Raw genomic sequence first — 17,432 nt, forward strand, 5'->3', positions numbered from 1 at the left:
CCCTGCCAATTTGGCGGGATCAACCTCGTTTTTGCATCTAATCATTTTATCTTAATCTGGTAAATTCTGAATCTGTTTAACCGGTACCGGCAATAAGTCACCACTAGCCAACAGATACAGGTACTGCGCCAGCACGGGTTTGCCCGTCATCTGTTTCAATGCCGCTGCATACAGATTTACTTGACCCCCATAACGGTCGAGCAATTTGGCTTCGCTTTGGGCAACGGCCTTCATGTTGACGTGATCGGTCTTGTAGTCAAACAGGATAACCCCGTCCGCCGTTTCCAAGTAACCATCGACAATCCCATGGACCAATACCTGTGAGTCGGCTTCCTTAAAGTCCCGGAACAAGCTTCGCGCCGGCATCAGTAGGGAGAATGGCACTTCACGATGAAGATCTTGTGGGTCCGCCAGAATCTGCTGGCCGAGTTCGCTGCTGTAGAAGCGCAAAATGAATTCCGGTTGAATACGCTGCGCCACCTCTGCTGACAAGACTTGGTCAGCTACCAGTTGATCAATGACCTCCTGAACGCTGTCGGCCGTGGGTGCGGTCGTGACGTCTAGCTTCTGGAGCACCAGGTGGGTCGCGCTCCCAATTTCAGTTGGCAAGGGCTCCCGCACCGTTTGTAAGAAATATGGCCGCGCAAAATCGTGGGTCACGAACCGGTTCCCGGTCGTCTGGCCCGTGGCGCTGGCTCGGTACTCGCCAATCGACGCGTTGTCGGGATCCTCAAACAATCGCTTGGCCTCGGAAACTGACTGGTAGGCTGTGGTCATCGTTGCCGCCTGGTGCGGATAGTGGAAGTCCATGATTTGCTGGATTTGTTCACCAGAAACCGCCTTAGCAGTCACCTTGGCGGCCGTTTCACTGGTCGTTTGGAGCCAATCCGTTGCTGCTTCATTAACACTTTGGGCGGGTTCCAAATCATTAGCCGTCGCAAACGCGATACCAAAATCAGCAGGGTCGCCAGCTAAGCCTGAGAAGGTCGTTGACCCTTGACGTAAGTCGGCCGAGAATTTGGGATCACGAACCAGGCACATCCCAATCCAGTCGAGATAGTTCGCTTGTGTCGACTTTTCCCGCAAGGTCGCGTTCAACACTAGATCAGGACTCTGATAGGCCTGCTCCCACGCCGCAATGGCCTCCGCCTGGGTCTTGTGCGACCCAACAATGTAGAGTCGAGATTCTGCCCGGGTTAGGGCCACGTACAGTTTCCGCATCTCTTCGGCCAGGCTGGCCCGCGAAATGGCCTGGGCCGTGACCAGCTTCTGCAGGCTCGGCGCCTTGACACGGCTGTCCGGGTCCAGATAATCAATCCCAATCCCGGTCTTGCCACTCATGACGTAGTTCCCCTGTTGGTCCTGCTTATTGAACTGACGGGACGCATCCATGATGAAGACCACTGGAAACTCCAGTCCCTTACTCCCATGAATGGTCATGACCGACACGGCATCCGTTGCCGTTTGTACCGGCGCACCCGCCAAATCGGCATCGCGCTCCTGTAGGCGTTCCACGAACCGGACAAACTGGAATAGGCCTTTAAAGCTACTCTTTTCATAGCTCTGGGCCCGTTCATACAGCGCATGTAAATTGGCCTGACGCTGCTCCCCAGCTGGCATCCCTCCGACATAATCGAGGAAGCCGGTGTCCTGGTAAATACGCCAGATCAAGGTGACCAATTCATTTTGCTGGGCCACGTCCCGGAAGGTTTGTAGCTGTTCCAAGAAGTGGGTCACTTTCGTATGGACCTGTTGCTGGAAATCACTCGCCTTGGGGCCCGCAAAGGTCTGCTGGAAATGCAGTAGCGCCTGGTAGTAATCCCCCGTCTTCTGGTTGATTCGAAGCATCGCCAGTTCATTTTCGTTTAACCCTACGATGGGCGACCGTAATACCGCAGCCAACGGAATATCCTGATAGGGGTTATCAATGATTCGCAGTAACGCCATCATGATTTGAATTTCAGTCGTCTTGAAATAATTCTGCGCATCGTTCACGACCACCGGGATTCCCAGTCGCCGGAGCTCATCGGTAATGATCAGGTTATTGGTTCGGGTCGGCGTTAACAGCGTAATATCCCCGTAAGTCATGTCCCGAACTTCTTTTTCATCCCGGTCATAAATGGGCGTCTTAGCGGCAATCAATTCCTTAATTTTTTGACCTACCATCAGGACTTCGCCTTGGTGTTTGTTATCGACCTGGAAGGTGGGGTCCATGGGTTCACCATCACCCGCGGCCTCTTCAGCCCCCTCGGTCAAGTAAACCAGCAACTCAGCGGTGCTCTTGGCACCAGCGCCCTGCTCATCGTAATAGGTCGCCCCATACTTCAGCTGCGCGGAACCGGTGTACGCGATTTCTCCCAGCTCACGGTCCATCAACTGCTTAAAGATCAAGTTGGTAAAATCATCGACGTTTTTCATCGACCGGAAGTTTTCGGCCAGAACGATCAACTGACCGGCGTCACCATTGGCTTCGTAGTGGTCCGTCTTGTCCATGAAAAGCGTCGGGTCCGCCTGCCGGAACCGGTAGATGGACTGCTTAACGTCCCCCACCATGAAGAGATTGCCGTGGGGAGCTGGTTGCGCGATGGCCGTTAAAATGGCCTCTTGCAGCCCGTTGGTATCTTGATATTCATCGATCATGATTTCCTGATACTGCTCGCGTAATTGTGCCGCGACCTGGCGGGATTGGTCCGTATCGCTGGTTAGGATTTCCAGTGCCGCGTGTTCAATATCCGCGAAGTCCAGGACGTGGCGACGCTGTTTCTCTTGCCGATAGGCATCCCGAAAGGCGCCCACGACCCGGGCCAGTTCACCGACCAATTCGCCGGACTTGGCAATCGTGGTTGTGGCCTGCTCCTCGGTCTGCAGCAGGTAGGACTTCTGTAATTTTTCCAACTGCTTCTTGGCTGGATCATAGTAGGTCGACTTCAGCTCATCGTAAACGGGATAGTCTTCGTTCGTCTTCCGAATCGACGGCATGCGGCCCCAGGAGAAGCCCTGAATCGCCGCTCTCAGCGCGTTCCAACTCTCGCCATCTACTAACGCGATGATGCCTTCTAAGTCGCTCAGCAGGGGCGTCAGGTGGTCCAATTGCTTGGTTAAGTCCGCCTGCGTGGCAATCTGTTGGGCACTGGTCAGGTCGGCCTTGATCTGTTGTAATTGCTGACTAAATAGCGGCTTTAACCGTTCCTGATAGAAGGTCGTGCCGGTCAAATGGTCACTATCCAACTGATACGGTTGCGGCAAGGCCGCTAACCAGGCCGCTGGGTCGGGCGTGGCGTTTGCAAACGTATAGGTCTGCTGTACCAGTTCGGCCAAACCATCATCGCTCCGGTCACCGGAGAAATTCTCCGTCAACCGTGCGAATAACCCAGATTCATCATTGGCGTAGAGATCTTCACGAAGGTCCGACCAGACTTCGTCACGGAGCAACGCATTTTCCGTTTCATCCGCCAACAACCGGAAGACCGGGTCCATATCGATGACATAATAATAGTGCTGCAAAATCCGCAAGCAAAAAGCATCCAGGGTACTGATATCCGCGACGGGCAGTTGGTTGAGCTGTCGTAGATAAAACTGTTGCTGTTCGCTATTGCCCTGGCTTGCCGTGAGTTCGGCGCGCAGGCTGGTTTGAATCCGGTCACGCATTTCCGCGGCTGCGGCCTTGGTAAAGGTCACAATCAGGATGCGATCGATACCCATCCCCGCCTTCAGGTGCTCAATCACCCGTTGGACCAACACCCGGGTCTTCCCAGAACCGGCCGAGGCCGAGACCAACAAATTATTACCCGTTTGATAAATCGCATCGTGTTGACTCTGCGTGTACTTAAATTTTGTGCTCATCGGGACCCTCCTGTTCCTGTTCGGCCTTGATGCGGGCCATAACGTCATCCTTCTTCAACGCCGCTAAATCGCGGTAATTGTTTTCTTTGAGTAACGGGTCAAACTGCATGATTGATTTGTACGGTGAATACTGGAGCGCCGTCTTGCTCTGTTGCCGGAACGGTGCCAGGTCGACGTGCCCGTCGAAAATTTCCGTGGCTGCCCGTTTGATCAAGCGTTCCGTATGGTCTAACAGCAGACGCAACTCGCCAGGATTGACCAGCATCTTACCGTAGGAGGTAATGGCCCCCTTCTTAGTCCGCCGTAATCCCCGGTAGAGTAAGGAACTCCCACTAAAATCGGGGTCAGCAAATAACGTGTCCAGGTTCGTTAATAAATCGGGATCATCCAGCAATAACCCTTGGTACTGTTCCGCCTTGAGCAGCGCATCCTCGAGGTCCTCGCCCAACACATCGGCCGCCTTTAAAATCGGGTTCTGCAGGTGCAGGTACACGGCCCCGGCCAGCTCGGCATCTTCGGGTGAGACATCCGTCAACAGGTCTGGCATATTCTTCTTAACGGCATCCAAATACGTCAGCATCTGCATGGCTTGGCCGTAGTAAGCGTCTTGATAACTAAATTTATGCTCGGAACTCTTATAGTCCACGATACCCAAATAGGTCTTGTTGTTGACTTGCATGGCATCCAGCCGGTCAATGCGCCCACGGACGGTGACCTGACGCTGCTTGCCGACATCAAAGGACAGGGCCGTCAGTCCCCGCTCGTCACCGAAGCCAAATTGTAATTCGGTCCGCTTAGGCCGGAACTTGGTCCGCTTGCTTTGTTCCTGTAGGGTTTTGGCCATCCGCCGCATGGTCTTGATCAATTGCTCGCGAATATAAGTCATCCGGTGAGAGCTTTCCAGAATGGCGAATTGCGGATTCTCCGTGGTATCCAAGATTTTGGCAATCACTTCATCCGTCATTTCCCGGAGTTGCTGGTCATCCAGCTCAGCCAGGTCCAGCTTCTGTTGATTGACTAACTTCATCAGGTTATCCAGTGTCGCATGGAAGAACTCCCCAGTACTGGCCGGCGACAGCTCAAAGACATCCCGCTCCTGCAGCTTCAGCCCATATTTCAGGTAATACGCGTACGGATTGGCATAGTATTCTTCCAGTTTAGAAATGGAGGTACTGATCTTATTGCCATACAACTGGGTCACAATATCTGGCGTTAACGCTGTTGGAACGTTGCGGTAACTCAGGCTCCCCAGTAACTTGGTCGTCAGCTCGCCGTAGGTGGTATCCGCCCGTAAAACCTGAAGCACGTACAACCACGCATTAGATAGCGGCTTCTCACGGAGTTGACTGTCATGACTCGCCTGTACCAAATGCCGAAGCGTGGTCCGACGGGTCCCCACAAACGGCAAGATATCGCCATCTTCGGCCGTTGGGGTTGCCGCCGCAATCTGCGTTGGCAACTGGAAGAAGTTCTGAATGCGCGCAACATACGGCGACAGTTGCAGGCCATTTTTATCATCATCGCTGGTCGCAGGATAACTAAAGATCAACTGTTCACTACTACTGAGAAAGGCCAGGTAGTTCAAGTACGGTTCCCCTGCCAGTTGGGTCGCTGCGTCATCGCGGAGATAACTATCGGCATCGACCTGCTGGAGTTGCTCACTCAGGTCTTGGCGGTCATTATCCGCCAGCAAGGTCGTCGGAATCTGATTGTCCGGCATGGTATCGGCCGTGGCCCCCATCAGGAAGGTCACCTTGCGATGATTGGTTTGCACGATCCCGCTTTCAGAAATGGTGACCTGATCCAGCGTCGATGGGATTTGACTGAACTTCGCCCCGGCAAACCCAGCCTGGAGCAGCGCTTGGAAGTCAGCCTGCACAAATGGTGTGTCTCCCAGAATCGTATGGAATTCATCCAAAATTTGGCAGAAGGTCGACCAAGTCTGTTCCGGTTGCCCTGCCCGCACTAAATCACCACCGTCGATTGCCTGGTCCCGCCAAGCCATTAAGCGATCCATGACGCCGGCGTTTACCAGAAATTGGTAGAGCACGGCCACGGCGTCGGTATAGGTCTTAGCCCCCTTCAATCGCGCAAAGAAAGGCGGCAGGGTATCTTTCACAAAGTGGCGAATTAAATTAATTTGCCGTGAGATTTTATCGTCTTGGGTGGTTTGCACGCCACCATCCCCGGTAGCAAAGCGGTTGAAGACCCAATCCTTGTCCTGGGTCCAGCGATGTTGGCCCTCATACCCGTTCTTCAAAACAAGATTTTCCGTCAGGGCCAGGGCTTGGCGGTAGGTCGTCACAGCGATTGGCTTGCCATCGGCGTCTTGTGGCAGCAATAATTCTGACTTCAAAACCCGAAAGACATCAGCGTAGCGGTAGTTCCGCCGTTGCACATCAAATAGCGCATTCAACAGCTCTACGAAGGGGTGATCGGCCATCTGCACATCGGCGTCATCAAAGTACGGAATCGACTGTGCACTAAAAATAGGGTCAATCACCGTCTGATAGGCATCTAAATGGCGTGCCAACACCAGAAAATCTTGATACCGGTACCGACCGGTCGCCACCATTTGGCGAATCTGCGTGGCGACCCGAGAGACCTCCACGTAGCGGTTATCCGCCTGAACAATTTGTACATTAGTCAGCGATTGGTCGGCATGCTCTGGCTGGGGTGACAGTGTATTGCTGGCCTGCCAGTAGCTATCTAGCGCCTGTAAGTCGGTGCTGACGCGTGGTGTCCGGGCCTGGTGGTCACGTAACACGTGAACGTGCGCGGCCTGGGCCACCACGTAGAGTTGGTGATACGTTTTGGCCGACTGAAAGAAGAGGTTCGTCGGATCGGGCAAGTCCAGGGGGTAGCCCTTATCTAGGTTCAGCGCTACCGTTACGCTGGCAGCATGTTCGATCAGGACGGCCACCAATTGCCGTTCCTGCGCGCTTAATTGTGAAAAACCCTCTAGGTAGAAATGGGCGTGGCTGAGGTCGACCCGCGTTGTCAGATAATCTGCCAATTGGTTCAGTAAGTCGGTATTTTCGACGTATTTTCCCAGCATCTGGGTCTCAAACGCCTCATAAATAATCATCAAATCGTGGAGTTTAGCCTGTAGATCGGCGTTCTTGCCCGGAAATTGGTCAATCGCGGCCAACAGATCAGCGGCCGTGACCTGACCCACTTTGAATTCGGCTAACTGCGTTGTCAATTGACTGATAAAGCCGGGCCGGTCGACCTCACCGCGGAAAATCGTCAGCTCATCGGCATGACTTTGGATGATTTGGTAGATCAGCATGTTCAGCCCGGCCGTCGAGATGCGGGGCAGCTGGTAAACGGGTTCATTCTTCATGAAGAACCAGGCCAGTCGCGTGAACGAGAAGACTTGTACCTGGGTCTGGGCGAAGAGCAGTTGGTCTGGTGCGACCTGGGCCTTCAAGGCAGCCAGCACGTCGACTTCAGTTTCAAATTTAATATGGTTGGGAACCAAGTAATAGCTCTGATCCGTCGGCTGGTCCGTCACCTGCTGGGCCAACGCGTCCACCATGGGCTGGCGGTGATCCTGACCGGCACTTCCTAAAATAAATTGTAAACTCATCTGCGAACCTCCATCTCTTAAGTTCTATTGCTATGTACTGCCCGGCTTCATGACAGGGACCGGACAGGCTGATTAGGTGACTAATCGCAGCTGTGTGGACGATCGTAACCCCGCACCTAATCGCTAAATTCATGATATCAAAGGCACCCGTCAATAATTGTCGTTTTCACCAGTTATGGGCAACTTTAGTGCAATTCGTCCATTGCTTAGGTTGATTATATTCTAGCATACGTCATCGCAAAAGCGAACACTTGTTTGGCACGAATTTTGTCATAATCTGAGAACTTCGCGGGCCATTTTTCTGAAAGCGTGCTACACTTAATCATAATATTAAAAAATGGTGAGAAAGCGGGCTTGCATTTATGAAAGATAGTGAAGAAGTTCAGATTTTACAGGATTTAGTCAGCATCAATTCCGTCAACGGCAACGAAGACGCTGTCGCGACATACATTAAGCAACTCTTCGGTGAGCACGGCATCGACGCCAAGATTATCCCCTACGCGACCGGCCGCAGCAACATCGTCGCCGAAATTGGGGACCCGACTAGTGACAACGTCTTCGTCCTAGCCGGTCACTTGGACACTGTCGCCACAGGCGATTTAGCCGACTGGCAATTCGACCCCTTCGCCGCACACATCGAAGGCAACACGCTGTATGGCCGTGGTGCCGCCGACATGAAGAGCGGGCTGGCCGGCATGCTGATCACCTTCGTTAACCTGGCCGACGCCAAGGTCAAGCTGAATGGTCGCCTGCGCTTTATCGGGACCGTTGGTGAGGAAAATGGGGCCATGGGTTCGCGCATGCTGACGGAACAGGGCTACGCCGACGACGTCCGTGGCATGGTCATCGGTGAACCTACCGGCGGCAACCTGGTTTACGCCCACAATGGTTCCCTCAACTATCACGTCTATTCGCGGGGGGTCGGCGCCCACAGTTCAATGCCTGAAAAGGGGGTGAACGCCATCACCAACTTGATCAAATACGTGACCGCCGAAGCCACCGAATTTGACGACGCACCGGTCAGCCCCGAACTCGGGCCGCTGGTCCACAGTGTGACCGTCTTTAACGGTGGTGAACAGGTCAACAGCATCCCCGCCAAGGCCGAGCTGCAAGGCAACATTCGCCCAATTCCAGAATTCAATAACGAGGCCGTCATTAACCGGTTAAATGAAACCGTCGACCGTCTCAATCAAGAAGACGGCGTTGACCTGAAGCTCCACGTAGACTACAGTTTCAAACCTATCATTAGCGCGCAGGACTCCCCACTGGTCAAGACGACGAAGGCCATTGCCGATGCCGAATTCGGCCATCCAATCGACCTACAAGTCATCCATGGTGCGACCGACGCTTCCGAATTTACCAAATCAACGAATCAGTTCCCCGTTATCGTTTACGGTGCGGGTAAGTGGTACGACGCCCACTCCTTGAATGAATCCGTGGACCTCGACGAATTCCGCCACGTCCAACGCGTCTACGAACAACTCGTAAAACAGATTTTAGCCTAACTAAAAACGCTCAGTTTCCGTGAATGTTCCACGTGAAACTAAGCGTTTTTTATTTCCCTATTTGCCAGCCGTTCGGAAATCATGCGCCCCGAAGTACTGAAGTCCTGGTAATGCCTGATAATTCAGTAACTGACTGACCGTGACCAACTTGTAGCCCTTGGCCTTTAAGCGCTTGATAATCGTCGGTACCGCGGCGACGGATTGCTTGTGAATATCATGCATCAACACGATATCCCCGCCACGGGTGTCCTTCATCACTTCATTAATATCCTTTTGCGTGTTCAGGTAAGACCAATCGCGTGAGTCGACCGACCAACGGATGATGGGCTGCTGAATCTTTCGGCCCTCAGCCGCGGTGATATTCCCGTATGGTGGCCGAACGTACTGTGGCAACGTCCCGGTCGCCCGGTAAATGGCCCGGTTGGTGCGCATGACCTGACTGGCCGTGTTACTGGTGCCAATGCTGTTGAAGTCGGGATGGTTCCACGAATGGTTTCCTAACTCATTGCCCCCAGCCAGCACGGCCCGGGTAATCTTAGGATAACGACTCACGCTCTGCCCAACTTCAAAGAACGTGGCGTGAACCTTATTTTTCTTCAACGTTTTCAGTAGCCGTGGCGTCAGGGTTGGGTCTGGCCCATCGTCAAACGTCAACGCCACCATCTTGTTCGTCTTGACCTTGCTCGTCTTGTCGGCCTTAGGGAGGTAGCGGTTCAGCACCTTCCCCTTAAGCTCACTGTAAGGGACCGTGACGTGTTTGAGCTTGAAACTGTTCTTCAGCAGTGGCATCCGCAAGCCATCCTTGGTCAGCTTAGCGGTCTTGTTCATGTGCGTCGGTAACTTCACCTGATAGACCGCGGCCACCTTGGAACTCTTCGCCTTAGTCGTCTGTAAAATAGACTGGCGCGCCGCCTCCCGAATTGCCGCTAAGCGGTGCGGTTGCTTATTGGTTAACTGGCCATAGGTAACCGTCTTGGTCGCCGTCTTGATTTTCGCCTGGGCGGGGGCCTGAGCGGACAGCGTTCCAGTCAGTAACAGAACCGCCGCGGCCGCCATAACCCCCGTTATGATGCTTCGTTGTCGTTTTCTCATTAAAATCCCTCCTAAAAATAGACTCCCCTGAATCTACTCTTATGTTACCAGTTTTGGCCTTGAAATGAACGCGTTCCGCCTAAATAATTCGACATCAAAAAAGGGCCACCAACCGAAGTCAGTTTCCCTTTAATCTTCCGCACTATCTGGCGGATTAATCGTTTGGTGATTCTCTTTCAAAACCTCATTGGTGTAATGTTCCAAGTCGGCCAAAACGCTGGCACTGTCGCCCTGTTGCGCGGCCATGTTTTCAGCCACCGCCCAGCGCGCCAACGTGTCCGTGATTGGCACGATGTCTTGGATAATTGCCATGTCCGAGTCATCCTGATGCTGTTCCTGAATCGACCGAAAGCTCTCGACATCGGTGATCAAGCGTAACACCTTGCCCGTCTCACGTTCAACGGATTGAAAAATCACGAAATGAGCCTGTTGATTGGCCTCACCCATGCGTTCGCGAATCGCTTGTAATTGTTCATCATCTATTTTTAATGCCAATGCTTTCACCCCACTGGGTCTATTCTAACAAACATTCCGTGGTGCCACGCAAAATTTCGTCAGGTTTTCACAATCTTTAGGTTCTTGGGGCAAAAATGAGCGTGAGCTTTGCCTCCAAGGTGAGAAAAACTGGACCTCTCTAGCAGATAGCCAATGATTGGTAATCGTAGCCACCATCAACCATCAGGTCAACGACCACGCGTGCGACTGTTTCATGTGAAACAGTGCCCGCGGGAACTGGGTCCCCCTCTTTAATAATCCGTGGGTCACGCCCCGCGCCATCCGCCAAGGTGACTGGCCGCAAGATGGTGTAAGGGAACTCCGCTTCGTCGACCAATTTCGCCGCATACCGTTGTTGGTTCAGGTATTCCTTGACGTTATCGATACCGGGGTAGGCTAGGTCTCCCGTCACCTCTTGATCCACCCCCGCCGTGCTGAGCATCACGAAGCGCGTCAACTTGAGCCGTTGGTGATATTGCGCGTCGAACAAGGCTTCAAACGCCAAGTCGACATCCATCCCGCTCAAGGCTGAGAAAATAATCGGGTTATCCTGCAAGGGGGTCACGTAGGTTGCTTCCGCCGTTAAATCTCCGCTAAATTCCGTGACCAGACCGGCCACATCCGCTGCCAGCGTTTCCGTTGCGGCGTGCAGCACACGGACCGTTGTGTCCGGTTGCTGGGCCAGTTGCCGGGCGACCGTTTGTCCCAGTGTCGTTGCGCCCACGATTAAATAAGTTGTCATCATATCCGCTCCTTTTTCCTTGCCTCCCAGTTTACCAGAAAGTGGCGAACGCTAACACCGGACCAAGATATTTTTCACCACAAAACAAATCCGTTATAATAAGAAATGTATTTGAATCCGGTTTCACAATTAATTAGGAGGGTCTTTGTATGACACACAAACAAGTCACGATTGGTAAAACTGATGTGCAAACAACACCGCTAGGACTGGGCACAAACGCCGTTGGCGGGTATAACCTCTTCCCGAATTTGAAAGACGAAGACGGGCTGAACCTGGTCAAGGCGGGCTTAAACAACGGCATTCAGTTATTGGATACAGCCTACGTTTACGGTCTGGGTCATTCCGAGGAACTTGTTGGTCAAGCGATGCACGACTTTGACCGGCATAGTTTTACTCTGGCAACTAAGGGCGCCCAAGACTTTTCCAGCGGCGAACAGGTCATCAACAACGACCCTAAGTTCTTAACTGAACAAGTCGAGGCCAGTCTGAAACGGCTCAACACCGATTACTTAGATATTTATTACATCCATTTTCCAGACAAACAGACGCCCAAGGCCGAAGCGGTCGGCGCCCTGCAACGGTTGCGGGAACAGGGCAAGATTCGCGCGATTGGCCTGTCTAACTTCAGTCTGGACCAGGTCAAGGAAGCCAACGCCGACGGTTACGTGGACGTGGTCGAAGACGAATTCAGCCTGTTACACCGCGACCATGAGGCCGATCTGATGCCGTACCTGAAGGATCACCAAATCAGCTTTGTCCCTTATTTCCCATTGGCATCTGGCCTGTTGACTGGGAAATATGACGCTGACGTGTCCTTCCCGGCCGATGACATCCGCAGCCAAATCAGTGACTTCCAGGAACCGCGCTACAGCCAAGCCCTGAAGGCCATCGAGGCTATCCGGCCAATCGCCAAGGCACACAATGCCACGGTTGCTCAAACCGTTCTGGCTTGGTACATGCAGGATCCCCTGGTTAGTGTCGTCATCCCCGGTGCTAAGCGCGCCGCTCAAGTCGAGGCCAACGCCAAGTCTCTGGACGTCACCCTGAGTGACACGGAATATCAAACGATTGATACCGCCTTCGCTGGCTTCAAGACCATCGAAAGCGGCAAGTCCTTAGCCGACCCAGACTAGGACAACTGGCTGGTTCACTGCCTCCGGGCTGGTGAAAATGGGCCGGGACGCGGTGGGCGGACACTTGGAGCCAAAGAACGGTCTCCAAGCTTACTTTGAACCGCCAAACCCGCGTTTCAAAGATACCAGTTCTCTAGCTGGCAAAAATCGCCACCAAGAGAACTCCCACGGCTGAGCCCATTTTCACCAGCCCTGCGGCTAACTGTGATTTGTCCCGTTACACCGTTACTGGGTAACTCCTATTGGATATTTCACTTCGACAAATTTAAAGCACCACACTCCCCCAAGGGTTCGAGAAAATTTTCTCGGACCCTTTTATTTCGTCTAACGCTGGCGTCATGGGATGTTCGCGTTTTACGAACTTATTTATAATAAAGCATTTCATGATTCGTGATTGCATTTCATTTAGAGAAATGATAAGCTCTATAAGTATTGTTTAAGAGAAAAACACGAACGATAGTTGATAATGTTCGTATTTTACATAAATTCTGCTTAAAGGAGCAATTATTCATGCAAAGAATCGCTGACTTTTTTCATTTTGAAGAATTGGGCACCAACTATAAGAAGGAAACGCTGGCTGGGTTAACCACCTTCGTCTCCATGGCCTACATCCTGTTCGTGAACCCCCAAGTTCTGGGGGCATCCGGGATCAGCCAAGGTGCCGTGTTCACCGCAACGGCCTTCGCTTCCGCCTTCGGGTGTATGTTGATGGGCATTCTCGCCAACTATCCGATTGCCATCTCCGCTAGTCTGGGGATCAATGCCTTCTTCTCCTACTCCGTCGTTATTGGCATGAAGATTCCTTGGCAAACGGCGCTGGCCGGTGTCTTCGTGGCCTCGATTCTCTTCATGATTTTGACCGCGTTCAAGCTGCGGGAAAAAGTCGTCGACGCCATCCCTCGTGATTTAAAAATGGCCATCAGTGCTGGTATCGGGCTGTTTATTGCCTTTATCGGTCTGAGCCAAGGGGGCTTGGTCATGGCTGACAAGTCCACGGTGGTGACGCTGGGTTCCCTGCAAGTCGGCAGTACCTGGTTAACCATTTTCGGTCTGCTGGTAACGCTGGTCCTGATGAGTGCTCGCGTGCCGGGCGCCATCTTCATCGGGATGGTGGCCAACTCCATCTTAGGCTTAGCCACTGGCCTGATTGCCATGCCTAAGCACATCATTTCCGGCGTGCCATCCATCAGCTCGACCTTCATGGTTGGGTTAACGCATGTCACAAGCATTAATTCCCTGCAATTAGTAGTTGTCGTCTTAACCTTCTTACTGGTGACCTTCTTTGACACCACTGGAACGTTAGTCGGTTTGGCCGAACAGGCTGGCCTGGTCAAGGATAACAAACTGCCGCGGATCGGCAAGGCCCTGATGGCCGACTCCAGTACGATGGTCGTCGGCTCACTCCTCGGGACTTCCCCCATGGGCGCCTTCGTGGAATCCTCCGCCGGGATCGCCGTGGGTGGTCGCTCCGGATTTACCGCCATCGTGACTGGTATCTTCTTCATCCTGGGCGCCTTCTTCTCCCCACTGCTGGCCGTTGTTACGAACCAAGTGACCGCTCCAGCATTGATCATCGTTGGGGTCCTGATGGCCCAATCCCTGAAGAACATTCACTGGGAAAAGTTCGAAGTCGCTGCTCCAGCCTTCCTGATTGTCCTGGGCATGCCCCTGACTTACAGTATCTCTGATGGGATTGCCTTAGGGTTCATCACCTACCCCCTGACCATGATTGCGGCCAAGCGCGGTAAGGAAGTCGGCGCAATGATGTACGGGTTAGCCGTTGTCTTCGTGCTGTTCCTGTGGATCTTGAACGCGGGATAAGCTATCTTACAAATAATAAACGAAAGCCGTTCGCCTAGTCATTTGGCGAACGGCTTTTAGTTATAACCTAATGACCTGATCAAATTGATTTAGGTACGTTGCCTGCCAATTGTGGGTCACCACAACGACCGTTCTATCTTTTAATTTAAAAATCAACTGCTGAATTGTCCTAGCCGAAGCCGGGTCCTGTCCACTATCAGGCTCGTCAATCATTAAGATAGGTGCCTGAACCAAGAGTGCGCGGGCCAGAGAAATGCGTTGCCGTTCACCACCGGATAGTTCGATGTCCCCATTCACTACATCCCGTTGCACTAAATGGGTTAGCCTGAGTTGCTGCAAAATTTTGGCCATGTCCGGCGAAGCAAGCGTACCAAATAATGTGATGTTCTCCAAAACAGTTCCCGCAAAGATGACTGGCGTCTGATTCACGTAAATAACATTACGATGAAATTGTCTGGGGTCAATTTTCGTGATTGCTTGGCCCCCAATCGTCACGCAGCCTTGATAATCCGTTAATTCACCGGCAACGAGTCTCATCAAGGTACTTTTACCACAACCACTTTCACCAATAACCACCGTCTTCTTCCCCGATGCAAACGTCACATCAAAATCAGTGAATAACGGTGCATTCTGTGGATAGGCATAGTCCAAATGGGAAACCACGATATCTCCATTAATAAACTGATGAGAAGCTGAATTGGTTGTAACTTGTAAAACTGCGGCACACTCCTTTCGTAAGGGAAGCGTGGCTCTACCAATCAAGTACGCGGTATTAAATGCCGTAATCGTGGGGACAATAAAGTTTAACAACTGAGTCGTCACAATAAGATTCCCAATGGAAATCCTGCGATTTAACACGAAAAAAGCGGCTATTAGCATGCAAACAATTTGCGCACTCATCGCTAACAAGGTTGAGAGCCGACCAATTCGGATGTCCCAAAGTTTAGACCGTTTGCGTTGTTCTTCCAGTTGCTCGTCCATTGCCTTCAACTGTCGATTGAAAATTGCCCCACCCGAGAAAGCCCGAATCGTTGTCAGTCCCTTTAAGACATTGGTCATCAGGCTCATATGGTCCATCGTTTTTGCATTCAACTCTGCCTTATACCGGCCAAACTGACGGCGAATAACTGGATTCAGAAAGAACGGAATCGCTGACACAACGACAAACAATCCAAAAATTTCCAGATTAATGACTAACAGAGCTAGCGAACACAAACTAATCTGAATGACGCGGCCGATATTAGCTAAGTTATTACTAAAGTAATCGCTAGCCACTGCTGGAACACTATTTTCAGTCAGATTAAAAATGTTCTGCCACCTAAACTTCCTTATCCCCTGTACGTCCCGATAAAGAATAACCTGATAAATAGTAGCCTTCAGCGATTTTTGCATCTGCTTGGTCATCTCTAATTGGGTCGCAGACAGTGTGATTGTTAGACCATAGCCCAGACCCAGCGAAAGCAAAGCCATGCCACCGGCAGCCCAAACGCTAAGCATTCTACGGGTAACAGCACCATTGACGAACCAGCCCATCGCGTACGCCAGTGTAACTTTACTTCCCGTATTTAATAGCGCTAAACTGACTAGCTTCACAAGTTGCCCCCGATTGCTTCGTAATTGTTTTTTGAAAAAGAGAGCGCCACACTGATTTACCTTTTTATAATTTTTCATGCGGTTCACCCCGTTACCCGCTGCATTTTACGGTTTGATTCAAATAGTAGTGCACTACTCACCAGAATAAAATAATTTACGACTAGCTATAGTCACCTAGAGTATCGATCAGTGATTGGCGGCCATTCTTTTTGTTCAGTGAGCGACCTAACTGCCATTGGCTGCTGCCCCCTAAGTTAGTCCTTTTTTTGCAAAAAAAGAGAGGGTAACGGCAACCCGTCATCCTCTCCACTCTGATTTCACTTAAGCTTAACCAGCATAAATCCTACTTCTTCGAAAAATACTTCTTGAGATACGACACACTCACCAAAGCAACCGTAAAAAGAAGCGCCGTTTTAAAATCAGTAACAAAAAAGTAAACCAAGAAAGCAACCGCACCAATGACCATTAGCAGCGCGACAATCCCGTCAACCTTCCTCATTGACCTTCCCCTATTCTAAATTATCCAGTGCCATCACAATAACACCAACTACTTATGTATTCGACGAATTCTTGTGACGCTTGTCTGGCCAAAAACTCCCCACCGCAAAGCAGCCAATCACCCATACCGCTATCTGCCAATTAAGCTGACCAACTTGTGGCCACACCAACCGTGCCAGCCAACTGGCGCCTAGGAAAGCAACAGAAAAAATCAGGATACGGATCACTTTTCGACGCACCGTTGCCACCTTCTCAGGTACACGTCGGTGATACCAAGCCTGACTAACCTCGTAGGCCGCCACTAAAAACAACGCAATCGCCAGGTAGTTTGCGACGTTGGCCACCAGCCATAAACTAGTCTGCCACCCATGAACGGCCGGGCTGATGCCCAAGAACCCGTAAGCCAGATCTCCCAGCACCAGCCACACCAGCTCTACAAACCGGTCAATCGTGCCGTGCCAAAATGTCTGCCAGTGCCGTTGCCAAAAAATCAGACTGAGGTTAAACAGCCCCATCATCAGCGCTAAATGCCCTAACCGCCACGGGAGCGTTGCCTGCATGGCTAATGAACTGTACAGAATCCCCGCGTTACCTAGAACAATCACGAGACCCCAAATAAATTTCTTTCGTGTCATGCCCCTACCCCTTTCTGGCTGTCCGCCGACCACGCGTCAGTAGCCAGCGCAAAACATTTACGCCTACGATACCCAACACGATTGCCGCGCTATCCAACCCCAAAAACAGGTTGGTCGTGGGCGGTAAGCTCATCAAATCCGCACTAAAACTAATGACCACCATTAAAATCGCTAAGCCGCCGAGAAGTCCCTTCGACCAGGTCCACCAATTTTGTACCGGATTAGAGCTGTGCTCATTTAATAAATAGAGCCAATCCACCGTCTGTTCGGGCGTTAATGACCGTGGATTCTGCCAGAACAAGTGCCCTAAACTCACGGCACTCAGGCCAATCACGGCCACGGTAAAACCAGCCCCCGCCAGGAACCGCCAAGCCCACTCGCCATCCCATTCCAACAGCATCATGGCTAGTTGGAGCGTCACCATAATTAAGATAATATCCCCGAAAAATTGTTGCCAGTAATCTCTTGTTTGCTTCGTCACGC

11 protein-coding genes are annotated in these 17,432 nt (G+C 51.8%); 3 read left to right on the plus strand and 8 right to left on the minus strand.

Annotation, left to right across the window (positions count from 1 at the left end):
* Positions 1-51: 51 nt before the first annotated feature.
* Both addA and EKM84_RS06280 read right to left on the minus strand, forming a co-directional pair.
* Positions 52-3,843 (minus strand): helicase-exonuclease AddAB subunit AddA, encoded by a 3,792-nt coding sequence (gene addA, locus EKM84_RS06275; RefSeq protein WP_125764828.1) that lies wholly within the window; start codon positions 3,841-3,843, stop codon positions 52-54.
* Positions 3,827-7,435, minus strand: coding sequence for a PD-(D/E)XK nuclease family protein (locus EKM84_RS06280; protein WP_125764830.1), 3,609 nt, complete (start codon positions 7,433-7,435; stop codon positions 3,827-3,829). The genes addA and EKM84_RS06280 overlap by 17 nt, the downstream gene beginning before the upstream one ends.
* A 362-nt stretch (positions 7,436-7,797) precedes the next feature.
* On the opposite strand from EKM84_RS06280, the gene EKM84_RS06285 reads away from it, so the two are divergent.
* Positions 7,798-8,940 (plus strand): ArgE/DapE family deacylase, encoded by a 1,143-nt coding sequence (locus tag EKM84_RS06285; protein ID WP_125764832.1) that lies wholly within the window; start codon positions 7,798-7,800, stop codon positions 8,938-8,940.
* 57 nt (positions 8,941-8,997) lie between these two features.
* Here the strand turns inward: EKM84_RS06285 and EKM84_RS06290 are convergent, their stop codons facing one another.
* The 3 genes from EKM84_RS06290 to EKM84_RS06300 form a co-directional block, all read right to left on the minus strand.
* A complete protein-coding gene (locus EKM84_RS06290; RefSeq protein WP_225418158.1) occupies positions 8,998-10,032 on the minus strand; it encodes a polysaccharide deacetylase family protein in 1,035 nt (344 codons plus the stop codon).
* A gap of 129 nt (positions 10,033-10,161) precedes the next feature.
* A complete protein-coding gene (locus EKM84_RS06295) occupies positions 10,162-10,536 on the minus strand; it encodes a hypothetical protein (RefSeq protein WP_225418159.1) in 375 nt (124 codons plus the stop codon).
* Between the two features lie 130 nt (positions 10,537-10,666).
* Positions 10,667-11,269: an NAD(P)-binding oxidoreductase gene (locus EKM84_RS06300; protein ID WP_125764835.1), complete on the minus strand. Its 603-nt coding sequence runs from the start codon at positions 11,267-11,269 to the stop codon at positions 10,667-10,669.
* Between the two features lie 149 nt (positions 11,270-11,418).
* On the opposite strand from EKM84_RS06300, the gene EKM84_RS06305 reads away from it, so the two are divergent.
* The gene (locus tag EKM84_RS06305; RefSeq protein WP_125764838.1) at positions 11,419-12,402 is read left to right on the plus strand and encodes an aldo/keto reductase; all 984 of its coding nucleotides are present in this window, start codon (positions 11,419-11,421) and stop codon (positions 12,400-12,402) included.
* Positions 12,403-12,912: 510 nt separating this feature from the next.
* Complete coding sequence (locus EKM84_RS06310; RefSeq protein ID WP_125764840.1) at positions 12,913-14,223, plus strand: NCS2 family permease; 1,311 nt, start codon at positions 12,913-12,915, stop codon at positions 14,221-14,223.
* Positions 14,224-14,283: 60 nt separating this feature from the next.
* On the opposite strand, the gene EKM84_RS06315 is transcribed toward EKM84_RS06310, so the two are convergent.
* The 3 genes from EKM84_RS06315 to EKM84_RS06325 all read right to left on the minus strand — a co-directional run bounded on the left by EKM84_RS06315 (position 14,284) and on the right by EKM84_RS06325 (position 17,430).
* The gene (locus tag EKM84_RS06315) at positions 14,284-15,894 is read right to left on the minus strand and encodes an ATP-binding cassette domain-containing protein (protein WP_125764842.1); all 1,611 of its coding nucleotides are present in this window, start codon (positions 15,892-15,894) and stop codon (positions 14,284-14,286) included.
* Between the two features lie 473 nt (positions 15,895-16,367).
* Entirely contained in the window at positions 16,368-16,949 is a 582-nt protein-coding gene (locus EKM84_RS06320; protein WP_125764844.1) for a hypothetical protein, read from the minus strand.
* 4 nt (positions 16,950-16,953) lie between these two features.
* Positions 16,954-17,430: a hypothetical protein gene (locus EKM84_RS06325; RefSeq protein WP_125764846.1), complete on the minus strand. Its 477-nt coding sequence runs from the start codon at positions 17,428-17,430 to the stop codon at positions 16,954-16,956.
* Positions 17,431-17,432 lie beyond the last annotated feature (2 nt).

Origin of the sequence: Levilactobacillus mulengensis (assembly GCF_003946045.1) — a bacterium.
GTDB classification, from domain to species: domain Bacteria; phylum Bacillota; class Bacilli; order Lactobacillales; family Lactobacillaceae; genus Levilactobacillus; species Levilactobacillus mulengensis.